Origin of the sequence: Pseudomonas taiwanensis (assembly GCF_013393345.1) — a bacterium.
In the GTDB taxonomy this organism is placed as follows: domain Bacteria; phylum Pseudomonadota; class Gammaproteobacteria; order Pseudomonadales; family Pseudomonadaceae; genus Metapseudomonas; species Metapseudomonas resinovorans_C.
Genome location: NZ_QJRF01000076.1, coordinates 77,179 through 95,927 on the forward strand (window position 1 = coordinate 77,179; position 18,749 = coordinate 95,927).

General features: G+C 64.7%; 18 protein-coding genes. 9 read left to right on the top strand and 9 right to left on the bottom strand.

Going from position 1 to position 18,749, the window contains the following annotated elements; all coding sequences use genetic code 11:
* Nucleotides 1-15: 15 nt before the first annotated feature.
* The 6 genes from fabR (at nt 16) to DM872_RS27625 (ending at nt 5,016) form a co-directional block, all read left to right on the top strand.
* Nucleotides 16-651: an HTH-type transcriptional repressor FabR gene (gene fabR / locus DM872_RS27600; RefSeq protein WP_179062390.1), complete on the top strand. Its 636-nt coding sequence runs from the start codon at nt 16-18 to the stop codon at nt 649-651.
* A gap of 171 nt (nt 652-822) precedes the next feature.
* A complete protein-coding gene (ureE, locus tag DM872_RS27605) occupies nt 823-1,323 on the top strand; it encodes an urease accessory protein UreE (protein WP_179062391.1) in 501 nt (166 codons plus the stop codon).
* On the top strand, nt 1,320-1,994 hold the full coding sequence (locus DM872_RS27610) for an urease accessory protein UreF (RefSeq protein WP_179062392.1): 675 nt from the start codon (nt 1,320-1,322) through the stop codon (nt 1,992-1,994). Before ureE ends, DM872_RS27610 begins: the two co-directional genes overlap by 4 nt.
* Nucleotides 1,995-2,008: 14 nt before the next feature.
* Complete coding sequence (gene ureG, locus DM872_RS27615) at nt 2,009-2,623, top strand: urease accessory protein UreG (RefSeq protein WP_179062393.1); 615 nt, start codon at nt 2,009-2,011, stop codon at nt 2,621-2,623.
* Nucleotides 2,624-2,665: 42 nt separating this feature from the next.
* Nucleotides 2,666-3,238 carry a HupE/UreJ family protein gene (locus tag DM872_RS27620; protein ID WP_179062394.1) on the top strand — a complete coding sequence of 191 codons (573 nt, stop codon included), beginning with the start codon at nt 2,666-2,668 and terminating at the stop codon, nt 3,236-3,238.
* A gap of 866 nt (nt 3,239-4,104) precedes the next feature.
* Nucleotides 4,105-5,016 carry a glycerophosphodiester phosphodiesterase gene (locus tag DM872_RS27625; RefSeq protein ID WP_179062395.1) on the top strand — a complete coding sequence of 304 codons (912 nt, stop codon included), beginning with the start codon at nt 4,105-4,107 and terminating at the stop codon, nt 5,014-5,016.
* Here the strand turns inward: DM872_RS27625 and DM872_RS27630 are convergent.
* Complete coding sequence (locus DM872_RS27630) at nt 4,997-5,761, bottom strand: SDR family oxidoreductase (RefSeq protein WP_179062396.1); 765 nt, start codon at nt 5,759-5,761, stop codon at nt 4,997-4,999. The two genes, DM872_RS27625 and DM872_RS27630, sit on opposite strands and share 20 nt — an antisense overlap.
* A gap of 536 nt (nt 5,762-6,297) precedes the next feature.
* Between DM872_RS27630 and DM872_RS27635 the strand changes: the two genes are divergently transcribed.
* A complete protein-coding gene (locus DM872_RS27635) occupies nt 6,298-6,621 on the top strand; it encodes a putative quinol monooxygenase (protein ID WP_179062397.1) in 324 nt (107 codons plus the stop codon).
* A 100-nt stretch (nt 6,622-6,721) separates the two neighbouring features.
* Here the strand turns inward: DM872_RS27635 and DM872_RS27640 are convergent, their stop codons facing one another.
* The 8 genes from DM872_RS27640 to amaB all read right to left on the bottom strand — a co-directional run bounded on the left by DM872_RS27640 (nt 6,722) and on the right by amaB (nt 16,298).
* Nucleotides 6,722-7,654 carry an ornithine cyclodeaminase family protein gene (locus DM872_RS27640; RefSeq protein ID WP_179062398.1) on the bottom strand — a complete coding sequence of 311 codons (933 nt, stop codon included), beginning with the start codon at nt 7,652-7,654 and terminating at the stop codon, nt 6,722-6,724.
* 105 nt (nt 7,655-7,759) lie between these two features.
* Entirely contained in the window at nt 7,760-8,476 is a 717-nt protein-coding gene (locus tag DM872_RS27645; RefSeq protein ID WP_077523716.1) for an ABC transporter ATP-binding protein, read from the bottom strand.
* Complete coding sequence (locus tag DM872_RS27650; protein ID WP_179062399.1) at nt 8,473-9,348, bottom strand: ABC transporter ATP-binding protein; 876 nt, start codon at nt 9,346-9,348, stop codon at nt 8,473-8,475. Before DM872_RS27650 ends, DM872_RS27645 begins: the two co-directional genes overlap by 4 nt.
* Nucleotides 9,345-10,631, bottom strand: coding sequence for a high-affinity branched-chain amino acid ABC transporter permease LivM (gene livM, locus DM872_RS27655; RefSeq protein ID WP_179062400.1), 1,287 nt, complete (start codon nt 10,629-10,631; stop codon nt 9,345-9,347). The genes DM872_RS27650 and livM overlap by 4 nt, the downstream gene beginning before the upstream one ends.
* 2 nt (nt 10,632-10,633) lie before the next feature.
* Nucleotides 10,634-11,548: an ABC transporter permease subunit gene (locus tag DM872_RS27660; protein WP_077523719.1), complete on the bottom strand. Its 915-nt coding sequence runs from the start codon at nt 11,546-11,548 to the stop codon at nt 10,634-10,636.
* Nucleotides 11,549-11,889: 341 nt separating this feature from the next.
* Nucleotides 11,890-13,011 carry a branched-chain amino acid ABC transporter substrate-binding protein gene (locus DM872_RS27665; protein WP_179062401.1) on the bottom strand — a complete coding sequence of 374 codons (1,122 nt, stop codon included), beginning with the start codon at nt 13,009-13,011 and terminating at the stop codon, nt 11,890-11,892.
* 483 nt (nt 13,012-13,494) lie between these two features.
* Nucleotides 13,495-14,778, bottom strand: coding sequence for an L-pipecolate oxidase (gene amaA / locus DM872_RS27670; protein WP_179062402.1), 1,284 nt, complete (start codon nt 14,776-14,778; stop codon nt 13,495-13,497).
* A 29-nt stretch (nt 14,779-14,807) separates the two neighbouring features.
* Nucleotides 14,808-16,298 carry an L-piperidine-6-carboxylate dehydrogenase gene (gene amaB / locus DM872_RS27675; protein WP_179062403.1) on the bottom strand — a complete coding sequence of 497 codons (1,491 nt, stop codon included), beginning with the start codon at nt 16,296-16,298 and terminating at the stop codon, nt 14,808-14,810.
* 208 nt (nt 16,299-16,506) lie between these two features.
* Between amaB and DM872_RS27680 the strand changes: the two genes are divergently transcribed.
* Both DM872_RS27680 and DM872_RS27685 read left to right on the top strand, forming a co-directional pair.
* Nucleotides 16,507-17,400, top strand: coding sequence for a LysR family transcriptional regulator (locus DM872_RS27680; RefSeq protein ID WP_179062404.1), 894 nt, complete (start codon nt 16,507-16,509; stop codon nt 17,398-17,400).
* 245 nt (nt 17,401-17,645) lie between these two features.
* Nucleotides 17,646-18,665: a DUF1338 domain-containing protein gene (locus DM872_RS27685; RefSeq protein WP_179062405.1), complete on the top strand. Its 1,020-nt coding sequence runs from the start codon at nt 17,646-17,648 to the stop codon at nt 18,663-18,665.
* The last annotated feature ends 84 nt before the right edge of the window (nt 18,666-18,749 follow it).

Below are 18,749 nucleotides of genomic sequence, written 5' to 3' on the forward strand. Positions count from 1 at the left end.
CCCAGGCCCTGCCCCATGACCCAACGCTCGGAACAGAAGCAGCAGACCCGCCACGCCCTGATGGATGCCGCGCGCCTCCTGATGGACAGCGGCCGTGGCTTCGGCAGCCTGAGCCTGCGGGAAGTGGCGCGCAATGCCGGCATCGTGCCCACCGGCTTCTATCGCCACTTCAACGATATGGATGAGCTGGGCCTGGCCCTGGTCGAGGAAGTCGGTGAGACCTTCCGCGCGACGATCCGCAAGGTGCGCCAGAACGAGTTCGAGCTGGGCGGCATCATCGAAGCCTCGGTGCGCATCTTCCTCGACGCGGTTGCCGCCAACCGTGGCCAGTTCCTCTTCCTCGCCCGCGAGCAGTACGGCGGCTCGCAGCCCGTGCGTCAGGCCATCGGCGCCCTGCGCCAGCGCATCACCGACGACCTGGCCGCCGACCTCAAGCTCATCAACCGCATGCCGCAACTGGACGAGGAAGGCGTCGACCTGGTGGCCGACCTGGTGGTGAAGACCGTATTCGCCACCCTCCCCGAGCTGATCGACCCGCCGGCGGACAACCTGCCGCCGCACCTCCTGCCCGCCGCCAAGATCACCCAGCAGCTGCGCTTCATCATGATCGGCGGCAAGCACTGGCTGGGACCGGGCCAGCCGAAAAACTGACCGGATCGCCAGCATCCGCGCACTGCATCGGTGCGCTGCGCACCATCGCGGACCAGCCACACGCCCCACAGGCAGGCACAGCACCGCGCAAGGCCCGGTGAACGGGCGTCCGGCCATCTTGGCAAGGGGCTTGCTCGGCATCCCGGCATTGCACACTGCCGGACCCACCCGATGCTGGTCATCCACGAACGAATCGAAGCCCGGTCGAGCTGGGACGAAGAGCTGCTGCTGACCTATGAAGCGCGCAGCAAGAGCCGCTTGCGCTGCTTCACGGCAAAAGGCGAAGACGTCGGCCTGTTCCTCGAACGCGGCCAACCGCCCCTGCGCGATGGCGATTGCCTGCGCAGCCAGGATGGCCGCGTCGTACGAGTCAGCGCGCGCCCGGAAGCCCTGTTCCACGTCACCTGCGCCAGCGCCTTCGAACTGACCCGCGCCGCCTACCACCTGGGCAATCGCCACGTCGCCCTGCAAGTCGGCGATGGCTGGCTGCGTCTGCTGGACGACTACGTGCTCAAGGCGATGCTCGAACAACTGGGCGCCACGGTGAAAAACATCGAAGCCGGCTTCCAGCCCGAACACGGCGCCTACGGCGGTGGCCATCACCATTCCCATCAGCTGGAAGCCGACTTCAGCTACGCGCCACGCCTGCATCAGTTCGGTGTGCGCACGTGAACAAGGCCTGGCAGCTACTGAGACTCGCCAGCCCCCAACTGCCCATCGGTGGCTACAGCTACTCCCAGGGGCTGGAGCTGGCCGTGGATTCGGGCCTGGTGAACGACCCCGACAGCGCCGCCCGCTGGATCAGCGATCAGCTGCTGCTCAACCTCGCGCGCTTCGAAGCGCCCCTGCTGCTGGCCCACTGCGAAGCGGCGGCACGGGACGACTGGCGCGAACTGAAGTCCCTCGCCGAAAGTCACCGCGCCAGCCGCGAAACCCGCGAGCTGCAACTGGAAAGCCGGCAGATGGGCTACTCCCTGCAGCAACTCTTGCATGACCTCCCCGAGCAGGACGACGCCGCACGCCAACTGCTTGGCGAGCTGGAAGAACCCGGCCTGGCCGTGGCCTGGGCCCTGGCTGCCCGTGCCTGGGCCATCGCGCCGCAAGATGCCCTCGCCGCCTGGCTCTGGGGCTGGCTGGAGAACCAGCTGGCAGTGCTGATGAAGACCCTGCCGCTGGGCCAGCAAGCCGCTCAGCGCCTGACCTCCGCCCTGCTGCCCAGCCTGGAGAAGGCGCAGCGCGAAGCCAGTGAAATCCCCCCGACCCGCTGGGGCAGCGCCGCGTTTGGCCTGGCCCTGGCGAGCATGGCGCACGAGCGCCAATACAGCCGTCTGTTCCGTTCCTAGGAGATGCACAGCACATGAACAGCCAACCCCTGCGCGTCGGTATCGGCGGCCCGGTAGGTTCCGGCAAGACCGCCCTGACCCTGGCCCTCTGCCGCGCCCTGCGCGAGCGCTACAACCTGGCGGTGGTGACCAACGACATCTACACCCAGGAAGACGCCCAGTTCCTGGTGCGCAACGAGGCGCTGGCGCCGGAACGCATCATCGGCGTCGAGACCGGTGGCTGCCCGCACACCGCGATCCGCGAAGACGCCTCGATCAACCTCGAAGCCGTGGAACAGCTCAATCGCCGCTTCCCTGGCCTGGAGCTGATCCTGGTGGAGTCCGGCGGCGACAACCTGTCCGCCACCTTCAGCCCGGAACTCTCCGACCTGACGATCTACGTGATCGACGTCTCCGCCGGCGACAAGCTGCCGCGCAAGGGCGGCCCCGGTATCTGCAAGTCCGACCTGCTGGTGATCAACAAGGTGGACCTGGCGCCCATGGTCGGCGCGTCCCTGGAAGTGATGGACCGCGACGCGCGCAAGATGCGTGGCGAGAGGCCGTTCGTGTTCAGCAACCAGAAGGTCGGCCAGGGCCTCGACGAGATCATCGCCTTCATCGAGAAGCAGGGCCTGCTCACCGCAGCCTGAGCGCCTCGTACACGACAGGATTCACCTTCAAGGAGCCTCACCATGAACCTGCGCAAGTCGCTCTTCGCTATTGCCCTGTTTCTCACCCCCGCCATGGCCTTCGCCCACGCTGGCCACGACCATGCCGGGGTGATGTCGGGCATCGCCCACCCGATCACCGGGCTCGATCACCTCTTGGCCATGCTCGCCGTCGGCCTCTGGGCGGCACAACAGCAAGGCTCGGCGCGCTGGGCCCTGCCGCTGACCTTCGTTTGCACCATGTTGCTGGGCGGCTTGCTGGGCTTCGCTGGCATGGAGATGCCGCTGATGGAAACCGGTATCGCCGGCTCGGTACTCGCCCTCGGCCTGCTGGTGGCCGTCGCGGTGCGGCCGCCGCTGTGGCTGGCCGTCGGCCTGACCGCCCTGTTCGCACTGGCCCATGGCGTCGCGCACGGCCTGGAGCTGCCGGACCTGGCCAGCCCCTGGGGTTACGCCATCGGCTTCATCGCCGCTACCGCCACCCTGCATGCCGCCGGCTATGGCCTGGTTCGCGCCCTGCCGCAGGCCGCCGCGCCGCTGGTGCGGATTGCCGGCGGTGTTTCCGCGGGTGCCGGAGTGTGGTTGTTGGCGGGCTGAGCACGGTCTGTCACCAAACGTTGTGGGGGCGATTTCAATCGCTAAGCAGACCGCAGGTCTGCCATTCGGCCTCGCAAATTGCGGCAGCTGCGCTGCCCTTTGCGAATGAATTCGCCCCCACAAGAAAAGCGCGATGCCCCCCAGGCGGCATTGCTGGTGGTCTCTCGGCCGGTGCAGGAGTGTGGTTGTTGGCGGGCTGAGCACGGCCTGTCACCAATCGCTGTGGGGGCGATTTCAATCGCTAAGCAGACCGCAGGTCTGCCATTCGGCCTCGCAATTGGGGCAGCTGCGCTGCCCTTAGCGAATGAATTCGCCCCCACAAGAAAAGCGCGATGCCCCCAGGCGGCATTGCTGGTGGTCTCTCGGCCGGGGCCGGAGTGTGGTTGTTGGCGGGCTGAGCACGGTCTGTCACCAAACGTTGTGGGGGCGATTTCAATTGCTAAGCAGACCGCAGGTCTGCCATTCGGCCTCGCAAATTGCGGCAGCTGCGCTGCCCTTTGCGAATGAATTCGCCCCCACAAGAAAAGCGCGATGCCCCCAGGCGGCATTGCTGGTGGTCTCTCGGCCGGGGCCGGAGTGTGGTTGCTGGCGGGCTGAGCACGGTCTGTCACCAAACGTTGTGGGGGCGATTTCAATCGCTAAGCAGACCGCAGGTCTGCCATTCGGCCTCGCAAATTGCGGCAGCTGCGCTGCCCTTTGCGAATGAATTCGCCCCCACAAGAAAAGCGCGATGCTCCCCAAGCGGCATCGATTTCATTATCGACATCCCATCCCGATCACCTCCCCCTCGCCTCACCGTCACGTCTTTGTCATAGTCCCCGCGTTTGATTCGGCACGCCCGTCCACGTCTTACGGATAAGAACAACATGAAGCGCTTCGCCCGATTCTTTCTCGCTCCCCTCTTCCTCCTCGTCGTCGCCTTGCTGGCACTGGCCCTGACCAGCCGCCCGGCAGAACGACCCGCCGTGCTCGCAGGTTTCGGCGACCGCCCCCTGGTAATTGCCCATCGCGGCGGTCGCGGCCTGTGGCCGGAGAACACCCTGTTCGCCTTCGAGCGGGCCGCCGCCCTCAAGGTGGACATGTTGGAGATGGATGTGCGCCGCACCCGCGACGGCGAGCTGGTGGTCCTGCATGACGCGCGGGTGGATCGCACCACCAATGGCGACGGCAAGGTGGCCGACCTGACCCTTGCCGAGGCACAGGCCCTGGATGCCGGCTACCGCTGGAGTGCCGATGGCGGCGAGAGCCATCCCTATCGCGGCCAGGGCATTCGCATCCCTACCTTTGCCGAGGTGTTGGAGCGTTTCCCGGAGCAACCCAAGGTTGTCGAGATCAAGGTGCCGGACGTGGGTATGGAAGAGCAGCTCTGTGCCCTGCTGGACGAGCACCAGCAGCGCCAGCGGGTTCTGGTGGGGAGTTTCTACGAACGCAGCCTCAAGCGCTTCCGCGAGGTCTGCCCCGGCGTCGCCACCTCGGCAGGGCCGACTTCAGTGCGCCTGCTGGTGGCCTTGAACTGGATCGGCCTGGGTAGTCTGGTCAGTCCCTCCTACCAGGCCTTGCAGATTCCCGAAAGCAGCGGCGGCCTGCAGGTGGCCAGCGACAGCCTCATGCGAACCGCCCTCCAGCGTGGTCTGGCGGTGCAGATGTGGACCATCAACGAGCAACCGGCCATGCGCCACCTGCTGGACATGGGGGCGAATGGCCTGATCACCGATTACCCGGATCGCGCCCTGCAGCTGCTGGGGCGCTCGACGCGCATCACTTCGTTGAGCGATTGACCGCGAAGCCCGCCCAGGTCTGGCTCACCGGCATCAGCTCCAGGCTGTTGATGTTGATGTGAGCCGGCTGGTTCATGATCCAGAAGATGGTTTCGGCGATGTCTTCCGGCTGTATGGCTTCGGCGCCGGCGTAGGTGGCGTCGTACTTGGCCTGGTCGCCGCCGAAGCGCACCAGCGAGAACTCGCTTTCGCACAGGCCCGGCTCGATGTTGGAGACGCGTACGCCGGTGCCCACCAGGTCGTTGCGCAGGTTCAGCGAGAACTGGCCGACGAAGGCCTTGGTGGCGCCGTACACGTGGCTGCCCGGATAGGGCCAGTTACCAGCCACCGAACCCAGGTTGACGATGCTCGCGCCACGGCCATGGGCGATCAGGCGTGGCAGCAGCAGGCGGGTGCTGTACATCAGGCCCTTGATGTTGGTGTCGACCATGGTGTCCCAGTCGTCCAGGTCGCACTTGGTCGCGGGTTCGGCCCCCAGCGCCAGGCCGGCGTTGTTGATCAGCCCACGGATCTTCTCGTACTTCGCCGGCAGGCCGGCAATGGCGGCTTCCATGGCCTTGCGATCCCGCACATCCAGCTCCAGGGTGTGCACGTCGGTCAAGGCCGAGAGCTCATCCTTGAGTGCCTGCAGACGTGCGGCGCGGCGGCCGGTCAGCACCAGCGACCAGCCGGCCTGGGCGAAGCGCCGGGCACAGGCTTCGCCAAATCCCGAGGTTGCGCCGGTGATGAATAGGGTGGAAGTCATGCTGTTCTCCTTGCTCTGGGGCACGGGCCCGGTGCGATAGACCGGCATAGGTTACGACATCCACAGGGACGAACTGATGGCGAAAAAACCAGCAGCTCCATGCAGCCCTCGCCGGTACTGGGCCGCAGCCGTTACTCCCAAGCTTATCCACAGCTTTCCGCACAGTAGTCGGGGACAACTCGCTAGCCGGGGCGACACCGCCAAGGCACTGTATAAGCCGCTGTTTATGCAGCATAAAGCGCACTTGAACAATTTCTGAGCAGGGCTTTTCGAGCTGCGGACTGCGGGGCGTGGAAGCAACTGCTCCCAAGTTATCCACAGATCGTTGCACAGAGATTGTTATCAACTCCGGCGAATTTATTCGCCAAGCAGGCCGGAGGGCTGTCCTTGATCGTCAGTGGGGACAGCTGCGCTGTCCTTGGCGAATGAATTCGCCCCTACAAATGCCAGTGGATATCTCCACTTCGGACAAGCGGGGCTGGCGCCCTCTTCCATCGGCCTAGACTTGCCTGCCTAGCCACAGAGGAGATCGGGCCATGGTCAAAGTCGCGTTGCTGGTACGTCTGGAAGCCAAGCCAGGCAAGGTCGCCGAAGTGGAGGATTTCCTCCGGAGCGGCTTGCAACGGGTGCAGGAAGAGCCCGATACCACGGCCTGGTTCGCCCTGCGCTTGGGTCCAACGACCTTCGGCATCTTTGACGCCTTCGACAACGATCTCGGGTTGCAGGCGCACATGGCCGGAAAAGTGGCGGAAGAGCTGATGGAGCGCGCGGACGAGTTGCTCAGCGAGCTGCCGCAAATCGATCGCATCGAGGTGCTGGCGGCGAAGCTGCCTGCGGCCAAAGAAGAGGATGAACTGTAAATCTGTGGGGGCGAATTCATTCGCTGAGCAGACCGCAGGTCTGCCACGGGGCCGCTGCGCGCCCCTTAGCGATTGAAATCGCCCCCACAAAAAACACTACCTATGCGGTACGGGACAACAACACCTGCGCCGCGATCAGGTCTTCCAGGGCATAGCCCACGGACTTGAACAGGGTGATCTCGCTGTTGGTCTGGCGATGGCCCCGGCCGTGCAGCAGGTCGGCGAGTTCGACGTGGATAGCCTGCTCCGTGATGGCGCCGTCGGCGATGGCGAACAGCAGGTCGCCGGCCTCCTCCAGTGCACCGGCGCGGGTGTCGACCACGATGCGCGAGCGGGCCACGGCGGCGCTGTCGGTTTCCCGCATGCTGGGCAGGAAGGCGCCCACCAGGTCGAGGTGGGTCCCCGGCCGCAGCCAGTCCCCGAGAATCAGCGGCGACGTGGACGTGGTGACGCAACTGATGCAGTCCGCCTGCTGGGCGCAGGTCTGCAGGTCGGGCGCCACGTGCACGGGGTAGCCCTCGGCGGCCAGCGTGCGCACCAGTTCGGCGGCCTTCTCCGGGTGGCGTCCCCAGATATCCACACGCTCGTACTGCCGCACCACGCAATGGGCGCGGACCATGTGCGCGGCCAGGGTGCCGGTGCCCACCACCAGCAAGCGGCTGGCGTCATGGCGCACCAGCGCGCTGGCGGCCAGGGCCGACGTACAGGCGGTGCGCCGGGCGGTGAGTTCGGAAGCCTCCAGCACCGCCAGGGGCTTGCCGGTGGCGTCGTCGAACAGGGTGAACAGCGCGGCGACCGAGGGCAGGCCCTTTTCGCCGTTGTGGGGATAAACCGTTACCAGCTTCACGCCGACGCCCTGCCCCTGCTGCCAGACCGGCATACAGAGCAGCGTGGCGTCTTGTGGCAGGGCATGGCAGGCGCGCACCGGAGCCTCGGCCGGATTGGCCAGGCCGTGGCGCAAGGCTTCGATCAGTTGTGGATAAGGCAACGCCGCGGCGACGTCGGCGTTGGTGAAGAAGCGCAGGGTTTGCATCTCCGGACTCCTTTTGGAATCGAGTGCGAGCGAATTGCCCTCTCCCCCGGCCCCTCTCCCTGAAGGGAGAGGGGAGACGCTCGGGGAAAGGTTGGAGGCGGCGGATCAGTGCCCGCCGAGGTAGGCGTTGCGGACTTCCTGGTTGCCCAGCAGTTCCTCGCCCGTGCCGCTCATGCGGATTTCCCCGGTGACCATCACATAGGCGCGGTCGGAGAGCTTGAGCGCATGGTTGGCGTTCTGCTCGACGAGGAAGATGGTCATGCCGGTCTGGGCCAGTTCCTTGAGGGTCTGGAAGATCTGCTTGACCACGATGGGCGCCAGGCCCAGGGAGGGTTCGTCGAGCAACAGCAGCTTGGGTCGGCTCATCAGCGCGCGGGCGATGGCGAGCATCTGCTGCTCGCCACCGGACATGGTCATGGCGCGCTGGTTGCGCCGTTCCTTCAGGCGCGGGAAGAGGTCGAACATGCGCTGCATATCTTCATCCGCATGGTCCATGCCGACGGGGATGGTCCCCATCAGCAGGTTCTCTTCCACGCTCATGTCGGGGAACACCCGACGCCCTTCCGGCGACTGCGCGACGCCGTTGGAGGCCACGTAGTGCGCCGACCGGTGGGTGATATCGGTGCCCTGGTAGACGATCGCGCCATTGGCGGCGCGCGGCTGGCCGAAGATCGACATCAGCAGCGTGGACTTGCCCGCGCCATTGGCGCCGATCAGGCTCACCGTCTCGCCTTCGTTGATGTGCAGGCTGACGTTGCGCAGGGCCTGGATGGGCCCGTAGAAGACATCGACGTCCTTGAACTCCAGGAGGGGTGCACTCATGCCACTTCCTCCTCTTCGGCGCCGAGGTACGCGGCGATCACCTTGGGATCGTGGCGGATGTCGTGGGGGTTGCCTTCGGCAATCACTTCGCCGTGGTCCAGCACCACGATGTGGTCGGAAATGCTCATCACCATGCCCATGTCGTGTTCGATCAGCAGAACGGTCTGGTCGTGTTCGTCGCGCAGCTTGCGGATGATCCGGCTGAGCGCTTCGGTCTCGGCCGGGTTGAGGCCGGCGGCGGGTTCGTCGAGGCAGATCAGCTGCGGCCGGGTGCACATGGCACGGGCGATTTCCAGGCGGCGCTGCTGGCCGTAGGAAAGCTCGCCGGCCAGGCGGTTGGCGCAATCCACCAGGTCCACCACTTCCAGCCAGTAGAACGCATGGTTCAGGGCATCGTCCTCGGACTTGCGGAAGCCCGGGGTATTGAACACACCCGCCAGCAGGCTGCGGTTCACCCACATGTGCTGGGCCACCAGCAAGTTCTCCACAACCGACATTTCACGGAACAGGCGGATGTTCTGGAAGGTGCGCGCAAGGCCTGCGCGGTTCACCAGGTGAGTGCCGCCGAACATCTTGTAGCGCAGGCGACTGGCAAACTGCGCGGGATTGAAGAAGTCGGTGGGCTGGAACGGCTCGCCCAGCACTCTGATCACGTCGGTGCTGGTGCTCCGGGTGTTGAGCTGGATGCGTCCGCCGGTGGCCTTGTAGAAGCCGGTCAGGCAGTTGAACACGGTGGTCTTGCCGGCGCCGTTGGGGCCGATCAGCGCGGAAATCGAGCCACGCTTGATCTTCAGGCTGACATCGTTGAGCGCCTTGATGCCGCCGAAGTGCATCATCAGGTGCTCGACACTGAGGATGTTTTCGTCGCTCATGGGGCTACTCCTTTACGCGGGGTGAAGCCGACGCGGCTGATGCGGATCAGCCCGCGCGGCCGCCAGATCATCATCACCACCATGAGCACGCCGAAGAGCAGCACACGGTAGTCGGCGAAGGTGCGTAGCAGCTCCGGCGCGACAGTGAGGACGAAGGCGGCGATCACCACCCCGACGGTGGAACCCATGCCCCCGAGCACGACGATGGCGAGGATCAGCGCCGACTCGAAGAAGGTGAAGGACGACGGGTTGACGAAGCCCTGGTAGCTGGCGAAGAAGACCCCGGCGAGCCCTGCCGTGGAGGCGCCCAGCATGAAGGCCGAGAGCTTCACCAACACGTGGTTCAGGCCCATGGCGCGGCAGGCGATCTCGTCCTCGCGCAGCGCTTCCCAGGCGCGCCCCACGGGCATGCGGGTCAGCCGGTGCTTGATGTAGAGCACCAGCAGTACCACCAGGAAGAGCACCACGTAGATGAACAGGAACTTCAGGTTGGGGTTGTAGGTGAAGCCCAGGAACTCGTGGATGGGCACCCCGCCATCTTTCGCGCGGCGACCGAACTCGAGGCCGAAGAAGGTCGGTGAGGGCACCGACATGCCGTTCGGACCACCGGTGAAGCTCAGCCAGTTGTTGAGGATCAGGCGAATGATCTCGCCGAAGCCCAGGGTCACGATGGCCAGGTAGTCACCGTGCATGCGCAACACCGGGAAGCCCAGCAACGCGCCGGCCAACGCCGCGGCAACGGCGGACAGGGGCAAGGCGGACCAGAAGCCCAATCCCAGGTGCTCGTAGCCCAGCGCCAGGCCGTAGGCACCGATGGCGTAGAAGGCCACGTAGCCGAGGTCGAGCAGGCCGGCGAGACCGACCACGATGTTCAGGCCCAGGCCCAGCAACACGTAGATCAGGCCGAGGATGACCACGGTGAGCAGGTATTTGCTGGCGAAGAACGGGAAGATCACCGCAGCCACGATGAGCAGCGGGATGACCCAGCGCAGCCGGCTCTTGTAGTCGGGCTGACGCACGTGAACGCCGGAGCCGGTGGTTTCGAAGCGCTGCATCAGCACTTCGCCGCGTGGGGTCTGCAGGTAGAGGCTGAGGAAGAAACGGCCGAGCATGACGATGGCCATCATCACACCAACCCGCTTGAACTCCAGGTTGAAGCCGTAGCCGTCGAGGACCACACCCATGATGGGGCCGAAGACGATGAGGGCGAGCAGACCGGCGATAACGGCGTCGATCAGGCTCTTCTTGAAATCCAGGGGTTTCCTGGCAATGGCAGAAGTCATGCTTACACCTTGGCGACGTGCGGGCGGCCCAGCAGGCCTTGGGGACGGAAGATCAGGATCAGTACCAGCAGCGAGAAGCTGAACACGTCCTTGTAGTCCGTGTTGACCATGCCGGAGAACTGCGCCTCGGCGATGCCGAGGATGATCCCGCCGAGCATGGCGCCAGGCAGCGAGCCGATACCGCCGAGCACCGCGGCGGTGAACGCCTTGATGCCGATGATGAAGCCGGCATAGAAGTCGAAGGTGCCGTAGTTCATGGTGATCAGCACACCGGCCAGGGCGGCCATGGCAGCACCGATGACGAATACGTAGGAGATCACCCGGTCAGTGTTGATGCCGAGGATCGACGCCATCTTGCGGTCCTGCTGGGTCGCACGGCACATGCGGCCGAGCTTGGTGCGCTGGATGATGTAGGTGAGCACCGCCATGCCGAGGAAGGCCGCCACCAGGATGAACACCTTGGTGTAGGTGAGCTGCACGAAACCATCGCCGATATGGAACTTCAGCGCGCCGTCGAGCAGGGTGGGCACGCCTTGCTGGCGGGCGCCCTGGCTGAGCTGCACATAATTCTGCAGGATCAACGACATGCCGATGGCGGAGATCAGGGGCGCCAGGCGGGTGGAGTTGCGCAGCGGCTTGTAGGCGATGCGCTCGATCACAAAGCCATACACACCGGTCACCAGGATGGTGAACAGCAGGGTGCCGAGGATCAGCAGCGGGAAGGACTCGAGTCCGAAGAAGGCCAGGATGGCCAGGGTGATCGCGGCGATGTAGGCGGAGATCATGTACACCTCGCCGTGGGCGAAGTTGATCATGCCGATGATGCCGTAAACCATGGTGTAACCGATGGCGATCAGACCGTAGACCGACCCGAGGGTCAGCCCGTTGATCAGCTGTTGCAGGATAATACCGTCCATCACTCTGTCTCGTCTTTTGGGGGTCCGGCCTTGGGTTCGGCCAGCTCCCGCGAGTGGAATCAGACGGGCACCACTGAAAAACCATGTCAAATCGAGCGGTTCCCCGCCCGGCTCAAGCAGAAAAGGACTTCAGCAGTTTCCCGGAATACACCGACCGGCCAGATGCGGGTGGCATCTGGCCGGTCAGCCGAGCTATATCCAGTGTCGGATCAGGAGCGAACGAGCTAGAGCCGGACAAGGCGGAAAGGGTTGAGGGACGCGGAGTTTACGACTGTAAATGAGCAGTCCCGAGACCCTTTCCAACGCTGGCCGGCCGACGCGCAGGCGCTCCTGGCCGACACTCACTGCTGGGCGTACTTACCTTTGTCATCCCACTCGTAGATCACGTAGTCGGAGACTTTCAGGTCGCCCTTGGAGTCCCATTCCTTCTTGCCCATCACGGTCTGTACCGGATGGCCCTTCAGCCATTCGGACGCCTTGGCCGGGTCGTTGGAACCGGCGCCGTTGAAGCCGGCAGCCAGGGCTTGCAGGGTTGCATAAGCGTACAGGGTGTAGCCTTCCGGCTCGAAGCCGCCAGCGCGGAACTTCTCGATGACAGCCTTGCCGTCCTCGATCTTGCGCGGGTCGGCGCCGAAGGTCATCAGCACACCCTTGGTGTATTGCGGACCGCCGGCGGTGGTGACCAGTTCGTCGGTCACGATGCCGTCGCCGGAGAGGAACTTGGCGGTCAGACCCTGTTCACGCATCTGGCGAACCAGCGGGCCGGCTTCCGGGTGCAGGCCGCCGAAGTAGACGACCTCGGCGCCGGAGGCGCGAATCTTGGTAACCAGGGCGTTGAAGTCTTTCTCGCCGCGGGTCAGGCCTTCGTACAGGACTTCCTTCACGCCGCGCTTGGCCAGTTGCGCCTTGGTGGCGTCGGCCAGGCCCTGACCGTAGGTGTCCTTGTCGTGGATGATCGCGACCTTCTTGGCCTTCAGCACGTCGACGATGTAGTCGCCGGCGACGATGCCTTGCTGGTCGTCACGACCGCACATGCGGAACATGCCGGACAGGCCGCGCTCGGTCACTGCCGGGTTGGTGGAGCCCGGGGTCATGGCGATGATGCCGGCCTCGTCGTAAACCTCGGAAGCGGGAATGGTGGAGGAGGAGCAGAAGTGACCGACAACGGCGATGGCCTTGTCCTGGTCGACGAGACGGTTGGCAACGGCCACGGCCTGTTTCGGCTCGCAGGCGTCGTCGGCTTTCACCAGTTTGATCTTCTCGCCGTTGATACCGCCGGCGGCGTTGAGATCTTCAGCGGCCTGGGAGGCGCCGCGCCAGTATTGTTCACCGAACGAGGCGTTCGCGCCGGTGTGCGGCCCGGCAACGCCAATGACTACGTCAGCCTGTACAACGGAAGAAATGCCCAGTGCGGTGGTAACCGCCAGAGCCAGAAAGCCTTTTCTGAAAATCTTCTGCGACATGGAGTTTTGCTCCTGAGGTTTTTAGGGTTAGCGCTCGTGTTCAGCAAGTGGCGTGCCATTAATTCTTGTAGTTGCTCCGCGCCCTGAAAGGCTGCTCCCACCTCCTTCGCTTCTTATTTTTATTCTTTTAAATCAATAACTTCCAAATAACGCCGATTAATCTTCAGACGCGTCTGGAAGCCCCACGGCATCAGTGTGCCAGCAGATTCGCTAACAATAGACTCGCGGTACTTATTTGCACATCACTGGTGCGCGAATTTTCCCACTCCGCCCTGTTACCGTTCCCCCAATCCTGCAAGAAAGTTCCTACTCCCCGAAAGCCATGCAGTGAATTTTTTTGCTACCCGCGTCACGCGTTCAATAACCAGTCCGAGCTTTTCGTAGGGTGGAAATCGCTTTTCATTTCCACCATTCGATGCCGGTTCTGACGCCCATGGTGGACCGGTGAAGCGTGGTCCACCCTACGCCAGGCCGCCCTTTCAGCTAGATCACCACACGCAGGCACTGACCCGCGTGGTAGAGCGAAAAGCCCGCTTCGTAGAGCGAACTGCGCAGCCCCACCGCCGCCACCGCTCGCATCGGCTGGAAAGGCATCGGCAGGACCGTCTCGTCACCACTGAGCAGATAGTCGGCGAACGCCTTGCCCACCACGCTGCCGGTGGTCACGCCACGGCCGTTGTAGCCGGTGAAGGCGAGCAGACCGGGCGCCGGCTCGTAGAGGCGCATCAGGTGGTCGGGGGTGAAATCGATGCAACCGGTCCAGGTGAATTCCCAGTCCACCTTGCCCAGATACGGGAAGTAGTGGCGCTGGATGCGATCGGCCCAGGCGCGCAGGAACCAGTCCGGCTTGCGCGAACCGTTGCCCAGGCTGCCGAGCAGCAGGCGGCCGGCGGCGTCGCGACGGATGCTGCTGAGCACCTGGCGGGTATCCCAGGAACCCTGCCCGCCCGGCAGGATGCGCGCGGCGGCCTCGCCCGAAAGCGGCGTGGAAGCCACCTGGTAGTAGAAACCGGGGAAGAAATGGCGGCGCAGTTCCGTCCACTCGCCCTCGGTGTAAGCGTTGGAGGCGATCACCACTTGCGGGGCGATGGCCACGCCGTGTTCGCTGACCACGCACCAGTTGGCGCCCTGGCGCTCCAGACGCAGTACGGGCGAATGTTCGAAGAGCTGGCCGCCGAGGTATTTCACCGCACGGGCCAGGCCACGGGTGTAGCCCATCGGATTGAGGGTGCCCGCGCGGCGATCGAGCAGCGCGGCGGCGATCTTGTCGGTGCCGGTGGCTTCGCGGCAGGCGGCGCCGGTCAGCAGTTCCACCGGTGCGCCACGGCGCTTCCATTGCTCGCAGCGGCTGGCGAGGTCGGCCTGGCCACGGGCGTTGTGGGCCATGTGCAACGTGCCTTCGCGGCGCAGCTGGCAGTCGATGTCGTAGCGGTCCACCAGGGAGAACACCAGGGATGGCGCGGCACCCAGGGTGCGGTTGAGGCGCTCGCCGACGGTGTGGCCGAGGCCGGCTTCGATCTCATCCGGCGGAATCCACATGCCGGCATTGACCAGTCCTACGTTGCGCCCGGAACCGCCATGACCGGCGGTGTGAGCCTCCAGCAGGCAAACACGCTTGCCCGCCTCCAGCAGGTGCAACGCGGCGGAGAGGCCGGTGAAACCGGCCCCGATCACGCAGACATCGACCTTGACCTCGCCGTGCAGCACAGGGCTTTCCGGCAGTTGTGGCGTCAGATATTCCCAGAGGCATTCCTGGCGCAGGGTCATGGATAACAGTCCTTAGGGCCGGAACCCACTCAGTCGAAGGTAATGCCCTGGGCCAGCGGCAGTTCGTGGGAGTAGTTCACGGTGTTGGTCTGACGGCGCATGTAGGCCTTCCAGGAATCCGAGCCGGATTCGCGGCCGCCACCGGTTTCTTTCTCGCCACCGAAGGCGCCACCGATTTCCGCGCCGCTCGGGCCGATGTTGACGTTAGCGATACCGCAGTCGCTGCCCACCGCCGACTGGAACAGTTCGGCCTCGCGCACATCGGTGGTGAACACGCAGGACGACAGCCCCTGGGGCACGGCGTTGTTGAGGGCGACGGCGTCCTCGAAGTCGCTGTAGCCGACCACGTAGAGGATCGGGGCGAAGGTCTCGTGGCAGACCACCGCGCTCTGGGCGGGCATTTCGACGATGGCCGGGGACACGTAGTAGGCATTCGGGAACTGCGCTTCGAGCTGACGCTCGCCACCGAAGACCTTGCCGCCTTCGGCGCGGGCCTGCTCCAGCGCTCGCTGCATGCCCTCGTAGCTTTGCTTGTCGATCAGCGGACCGATCAGGTTGCCTTCCAGCGGATGGCCGATGCGCACCTTGGAATAGGCGGCCTTCAGGCGCTCGACGATCTCAGCCTTCACCGATTCATGGGCGATCAGGCGGCGCAGCGTGGTGCAGCGCTGGCCGGCGGTGCCGACGGCGCTGAACAGAATGGCACGCACCGCCAGGTCGAGATCGGCGCTGGGGGCGAGGATCATCGCGTTGTTGCCGCCCAGTTCCAGCACGCTGCGGGCGAAGCGCGCCGCCACGCGGGGTGCGACTTCACGGCCCATGCGGGTGCTGCCGGTGGCGCTGACCAGTGCCACGCGCGGGTCATCCACCAGGGCTTCGCCGGCTTCGCGAGCACCGATCACCACCTGGCTGAGGTGGGCCGGAGCCTCGCTGAAATTCTTCGCCACGCGTTCGAACAGCGCCTGGCAGGCCAGCGCGGTGAGGGGGGTCTTTTCGGAGGGTTTCCACACCACCGGGTTGCCGCAGACCAGCGCCAGCGCGGTGTTCCAGGACCAGACGGCGACCGGGAAGTTGAACGCGCTGATGACGCCGACAACGCCCAGCGGATGCCAGGTTTCACGCATGTGGTGGCCGGGGCGCTCGGAGGCGATGGTCAGACCGTAGAGCTGACGCGACAGGCCGACGGCGAAGTCGCAGATGTCGATCATTTCCTGCACTTCACCCAGGCCTTCCTGGGTGATCTTGCCAGCTTCCCAGGACACCAGCTCGCCCAGTTCGGACTTGTACTCGCGAAGCACTTCGCCGTACTGACGGATCAGTTCGCCGCGACGGGGCGCCGGCACCTTGCGCCAGGCCTGGAAGGCTTCGGCAGCGCGGGCGATCTTCGCTTCGACTTCGGCGCGGCCTTCCAGGCGCACGGTGCCGATGCGGCTGCCGTCGATGGGGGAATGAACGGCGTGATCGCCTTGCTGATAGAGGGATGAATCGACACCGAGGCGGTCAAGCAGTGCGGCAACCATGGGAACTCCTGTCTCAACGAGTGGGTAGCGCGATCCCTGTAGGAGCCAGCTTGCTGGCGAAGGCTTCGCGAGCAAGCTCGCTCCTACCGGTCCGGCCCTGAATCTGAATGCCACCAGTAATAGCTGCGAAAAGGGCTTGCCAACAAACGACCTTTCCGACACATATCATTCCGTTTATTCATGTTCCGGCCCGCCCCGAGAATCCGCGATGCTCAAACGCCACATGCCCTCGATCACCGCCCTGCAATGCTTCGAAGCAGTCGCGCGGCACCTCAGTTTCACGCGGGCATCCGAGGAGCTGAACCTCACCCAGAGTGCAGTGAGCAAGCAGGTGGCGCAGCTGGAGGAGCTGCTCCAGCACCTGCTGTTCCGCCGCGTACGCCGGCGTCTGCAGCTGACCCCGGCGGGCTCGCTGTACCTGACCGAAGTGCGCAAGATCCTCGCTCAGGTGGAGATGTCCACCCACTACATGCTGTCCTACGGCGGCGATACCGAAGTCCTGCGCGTGGCCACTCCACCCACCTTTGGCGCGCGCTGGCTGATCCCTCGGCTCAAGGGCTGGCGCTTGCGCCACCCGAACGTGCACCTGGACCTGCGCAATGAGCTTGAGCCCAACGCCCTGGTCCAGGGCCGCTGCGACGTAGCCTTCTACTTCGGCCATGGCGCCCTGCCCGGCGCCGAGTGCATCCGCCTGTTCAGCGAGGAAGTGGTGCCGGTCTGCGCCCCGGGCGCGATGCCCGAGAACCCCTTCACCGAGCCGACCCAACTCACCGACCTGGTGCTGCTGCAGAACGCCACTCGCCCCGAGGCCTGGCACGAGTGGTTCCAGAGCCAGGACCGGCACACCGAGCACAGCTACCACGGGCCGCGCTTCGACACGTCCTATATGTGCATCCGTGCCGCCCAGGCGGGCTGCGGCGTGGCCCTGCTGCCGCGTTTCCTGGTGGAAGAGGAGCTGGCCGAAGGCAAGCTGGTGATTCCCTGGGATCACCCCATGCCCAGCCGCAACGCCTACTACCTGGCCTACTCCGAGCACGCGGCGGAAGTGCCGAAAGTGAAGGACTTCGTGCGCTGGATGCTGGAGCAACTGGATCAGGAATAGCCCTGACAGGGCTGCTCTTGTGGGGGCGAATTCATTCGCTATGGGCAGCGCAGCTGCCCCACGGAAGTCCTAGAGGCAGGCCTTCGGCCTGCAAAGCGAATGAATTCGCCCCCACAGGTAGAGCAATCAGGTGCACGGCCCCGCATTCAGGAAAAAACGGAATGAACCCACCGGTTTTTTTCGTTTGCCCCGCCGCCGCAGGGCTGCTTGGATAGGCTCACCTTTCTTCATCCCGGAATCGCTCCATGTCCGCCAACCAACGCCTGTTTGCCCTGGTCGCCAGCGTGATCGGTGAATCCGCCGCCCGCTGGGTCAACGCCCACGTGGAAGTCCCCGCAGGCCTGTCCGCATTCCCCTTCAGCGAAACCGCCGTGCATCGCGCCTGGCTGGCCGAGGCGCTGAACCTCTGCCTGTTCCACAAACTGGTGGAGGCGGTCCCCATCGGCCGCACCTATGTGGAAGAACAACGCGCCAAGGGCCGTCAGGTGGTGTTCGATCACGGCGCCATCCGCACCGTCGACTGGCCGGACAACGGCGCCCTGCCCCGTGGCCGCCAGGCGTTCGCCCGTTTGCTGGAGCCCCTGGGCTTCGCCGACGTGCGCACTTATCCACTGACCAAGCTGAAGATGACCGGCTATGCCTACCGGCAGATGGACCTGCCTGAGGACATCGCCCAGTTCTTCGTCTCCGAACTGCATCCAGGCCGCTTCGGCGAAAGCTTCCAACTGGCAGTGAGCCGCGTGGTAGGCGATAGCCGCGACCCGCTGGACGCCAGCCACAAGGCCATCCTCGACACCCTCTGGCGCCAGCGCCAATGCAGCGAGGCCGAGGCCCGGCACCTGCTGCCCGCGCTCTATCGCGCCTTCGACCGCCAGCACGGCGTGGTGCAGGAAAGCGACTATCAGCAGTTGCGCGACGAAAGCGTGGAAATGGCCTGGATCGCCACAGAAGGCAACATGTTCAACCACCTCACCGACCGCGTCGCCAACCTGCAGTCGGTCGTGGATGAGCAAAATGCCAAGGGCCGGCCGATGAAGGCCAGCATCGAGATCTCGGCGTCCGGCCGGGTGATGCAGACCGCCTACCGCGCTGTGCAGGTGCAGCGCGACTTCATCGACGAAAGCGGCCGTGCCGTACAGCGCGAGGTACCGGGGTCGTTCGTGGAGTTCATCCAGCGCGAGATCGATCCGGACGACGCCCGGTTGGACCTGAACTTCGACAGCGGCAATGCCCAGGGCATTTTCAAGATGACGGCTGGCCAGTAGGGGCGAATTCATTCGCGAAGGTCCGCCGGCGGCCCGTGGTCCTAGGCCATTTCACGGTTTATCGCGAATAAATTCGCTCCCACA

What these genes read in the sequence shown, in the direction of transcription:
- fabR (WP_179062390.1), top strand. Translation starts at nt 16, where the DNA reads ATGACCCAACGCTCGGAACAGAAGCAGCAGACCCGCCACGCCCTGATG.
- ureE (WP_179062391.1), top strand. Translation starts at nt 823, where the DNA reads ATGCTGGTCATCCACGAACGAATCGAAGCCCGGTCGAGCTGGGACGAA.
- ureG (WP_179062393.1), top strand. Translation starts at nt 2,009, where the DNA reads ATGAACAGCCAACCCCTGCGCGTCGGTATCGGCGGCCCGGTAGGTTCC.
- DM872_RS27620 (WP_179062394.1), top strand. Translation starts at nt 2,666, where the DNA reads ATGAACCTGCGCAAGTCGCTCTTCGCTATTGCCCTGTTTCTCACCCCC.
- DM872_RS27625 (WP_179062395.1), top strand. Translation starts at nt 4,105, where the DNA reads ATGAAGCGCTTCGCCCGATTCTTTCTCGCTCCCCTCTTCCTCCTCGTC.
- DM872_RS27630 (WP_179062396.1), bottom strand. Translation starts at nt 5,761, where the DNA reads ATGACTTCCACCCTATTCATCACCGGCGCAACCTCGGGATTTGGCGAA.
- DM872_RS27635 (WP_179062397.1), top strand. Translation starts at nt 6,298, where the DNA reads ATGGTCAAAGTCGCGTTGCTGGTACGTCTGGAAGCCAAGCCAGGCAAG.
- DM872_RS27640 (WP_179062398.1), bottom strand. Translation starts at nt 7,654, where the DNA reads ATGCAAACCCTGCGCTTCTTCACCAACGCCGACGTCGCCGCGGCGTTG.
- DM872_RS27645 (WP_077523716.1), bottom strand. Translation starts at nt 8,476, where the DNA reads ATGAGTGCACCCCTCCTGGAGTTCAAGGACGTCGATGTCTTCTACGGG.
- DM872_RS27650 (WP_179062399.1), bottom strand. Translation starts at nt 9,348, where the DNA reads ATGAGCGACGAAAACATCCTCAGTGTCGAGCACCTGATGATGCACTTC.
- livM (WP_179062400.1), bottom strand. Translation starts at nt 10,631, where the DNA reads ATGACTTCTGCCATTGCCAGGAAACCCCTGGATTTCAAGAAGAGCCTG.
- DM872_RS27660 (WP_077523719.1), bottom strand. Translation starts at nt 11,548, where the DNA reads ATGGACGGTATTATCCTGCAACAGCTGATCAACGGGCTGACCCTCGGG.
- DM872_RS27665 (WP_179062401.1), bottom strand. Translation starts at nt 13,011, where the DNA reads ATGTCGCAGAAGATTTTCAGAAAAGGCTTTCTGGCTCTGGCGGTTACC.
- amaA (WP_179062402.1), bottom strand. Translation starts at nt 14,778, where the DNA reads ATGACCCTGCGCCAGGAATGCCTCTGGGAATATCTGACGCCACAACTG.
- amaB (WP_179062403.1), bottom strand. Translation starts at nt 16,298, where the DNA reads ATGGTTGCCGCACTGCTTGACCGCCTCGGTGTCGATTCATCCCTCTAT.
- DM872_RS27680 (WP_179062404.1), top strand. Translation starts at nt 16,507, where the DNA reads ATGCTCAAACGCCACATGCCCTCGATCACCGCCCTGCAATGCTTCGAA.
- DM872_RS27685 (WP_179062405.1), top strand. Translation starts at nt 17,646, where the DNA reads ATGTCCGCCAACCAACGCCTGTTTGCCCTGGTCGCCAGCGTGATCGGT.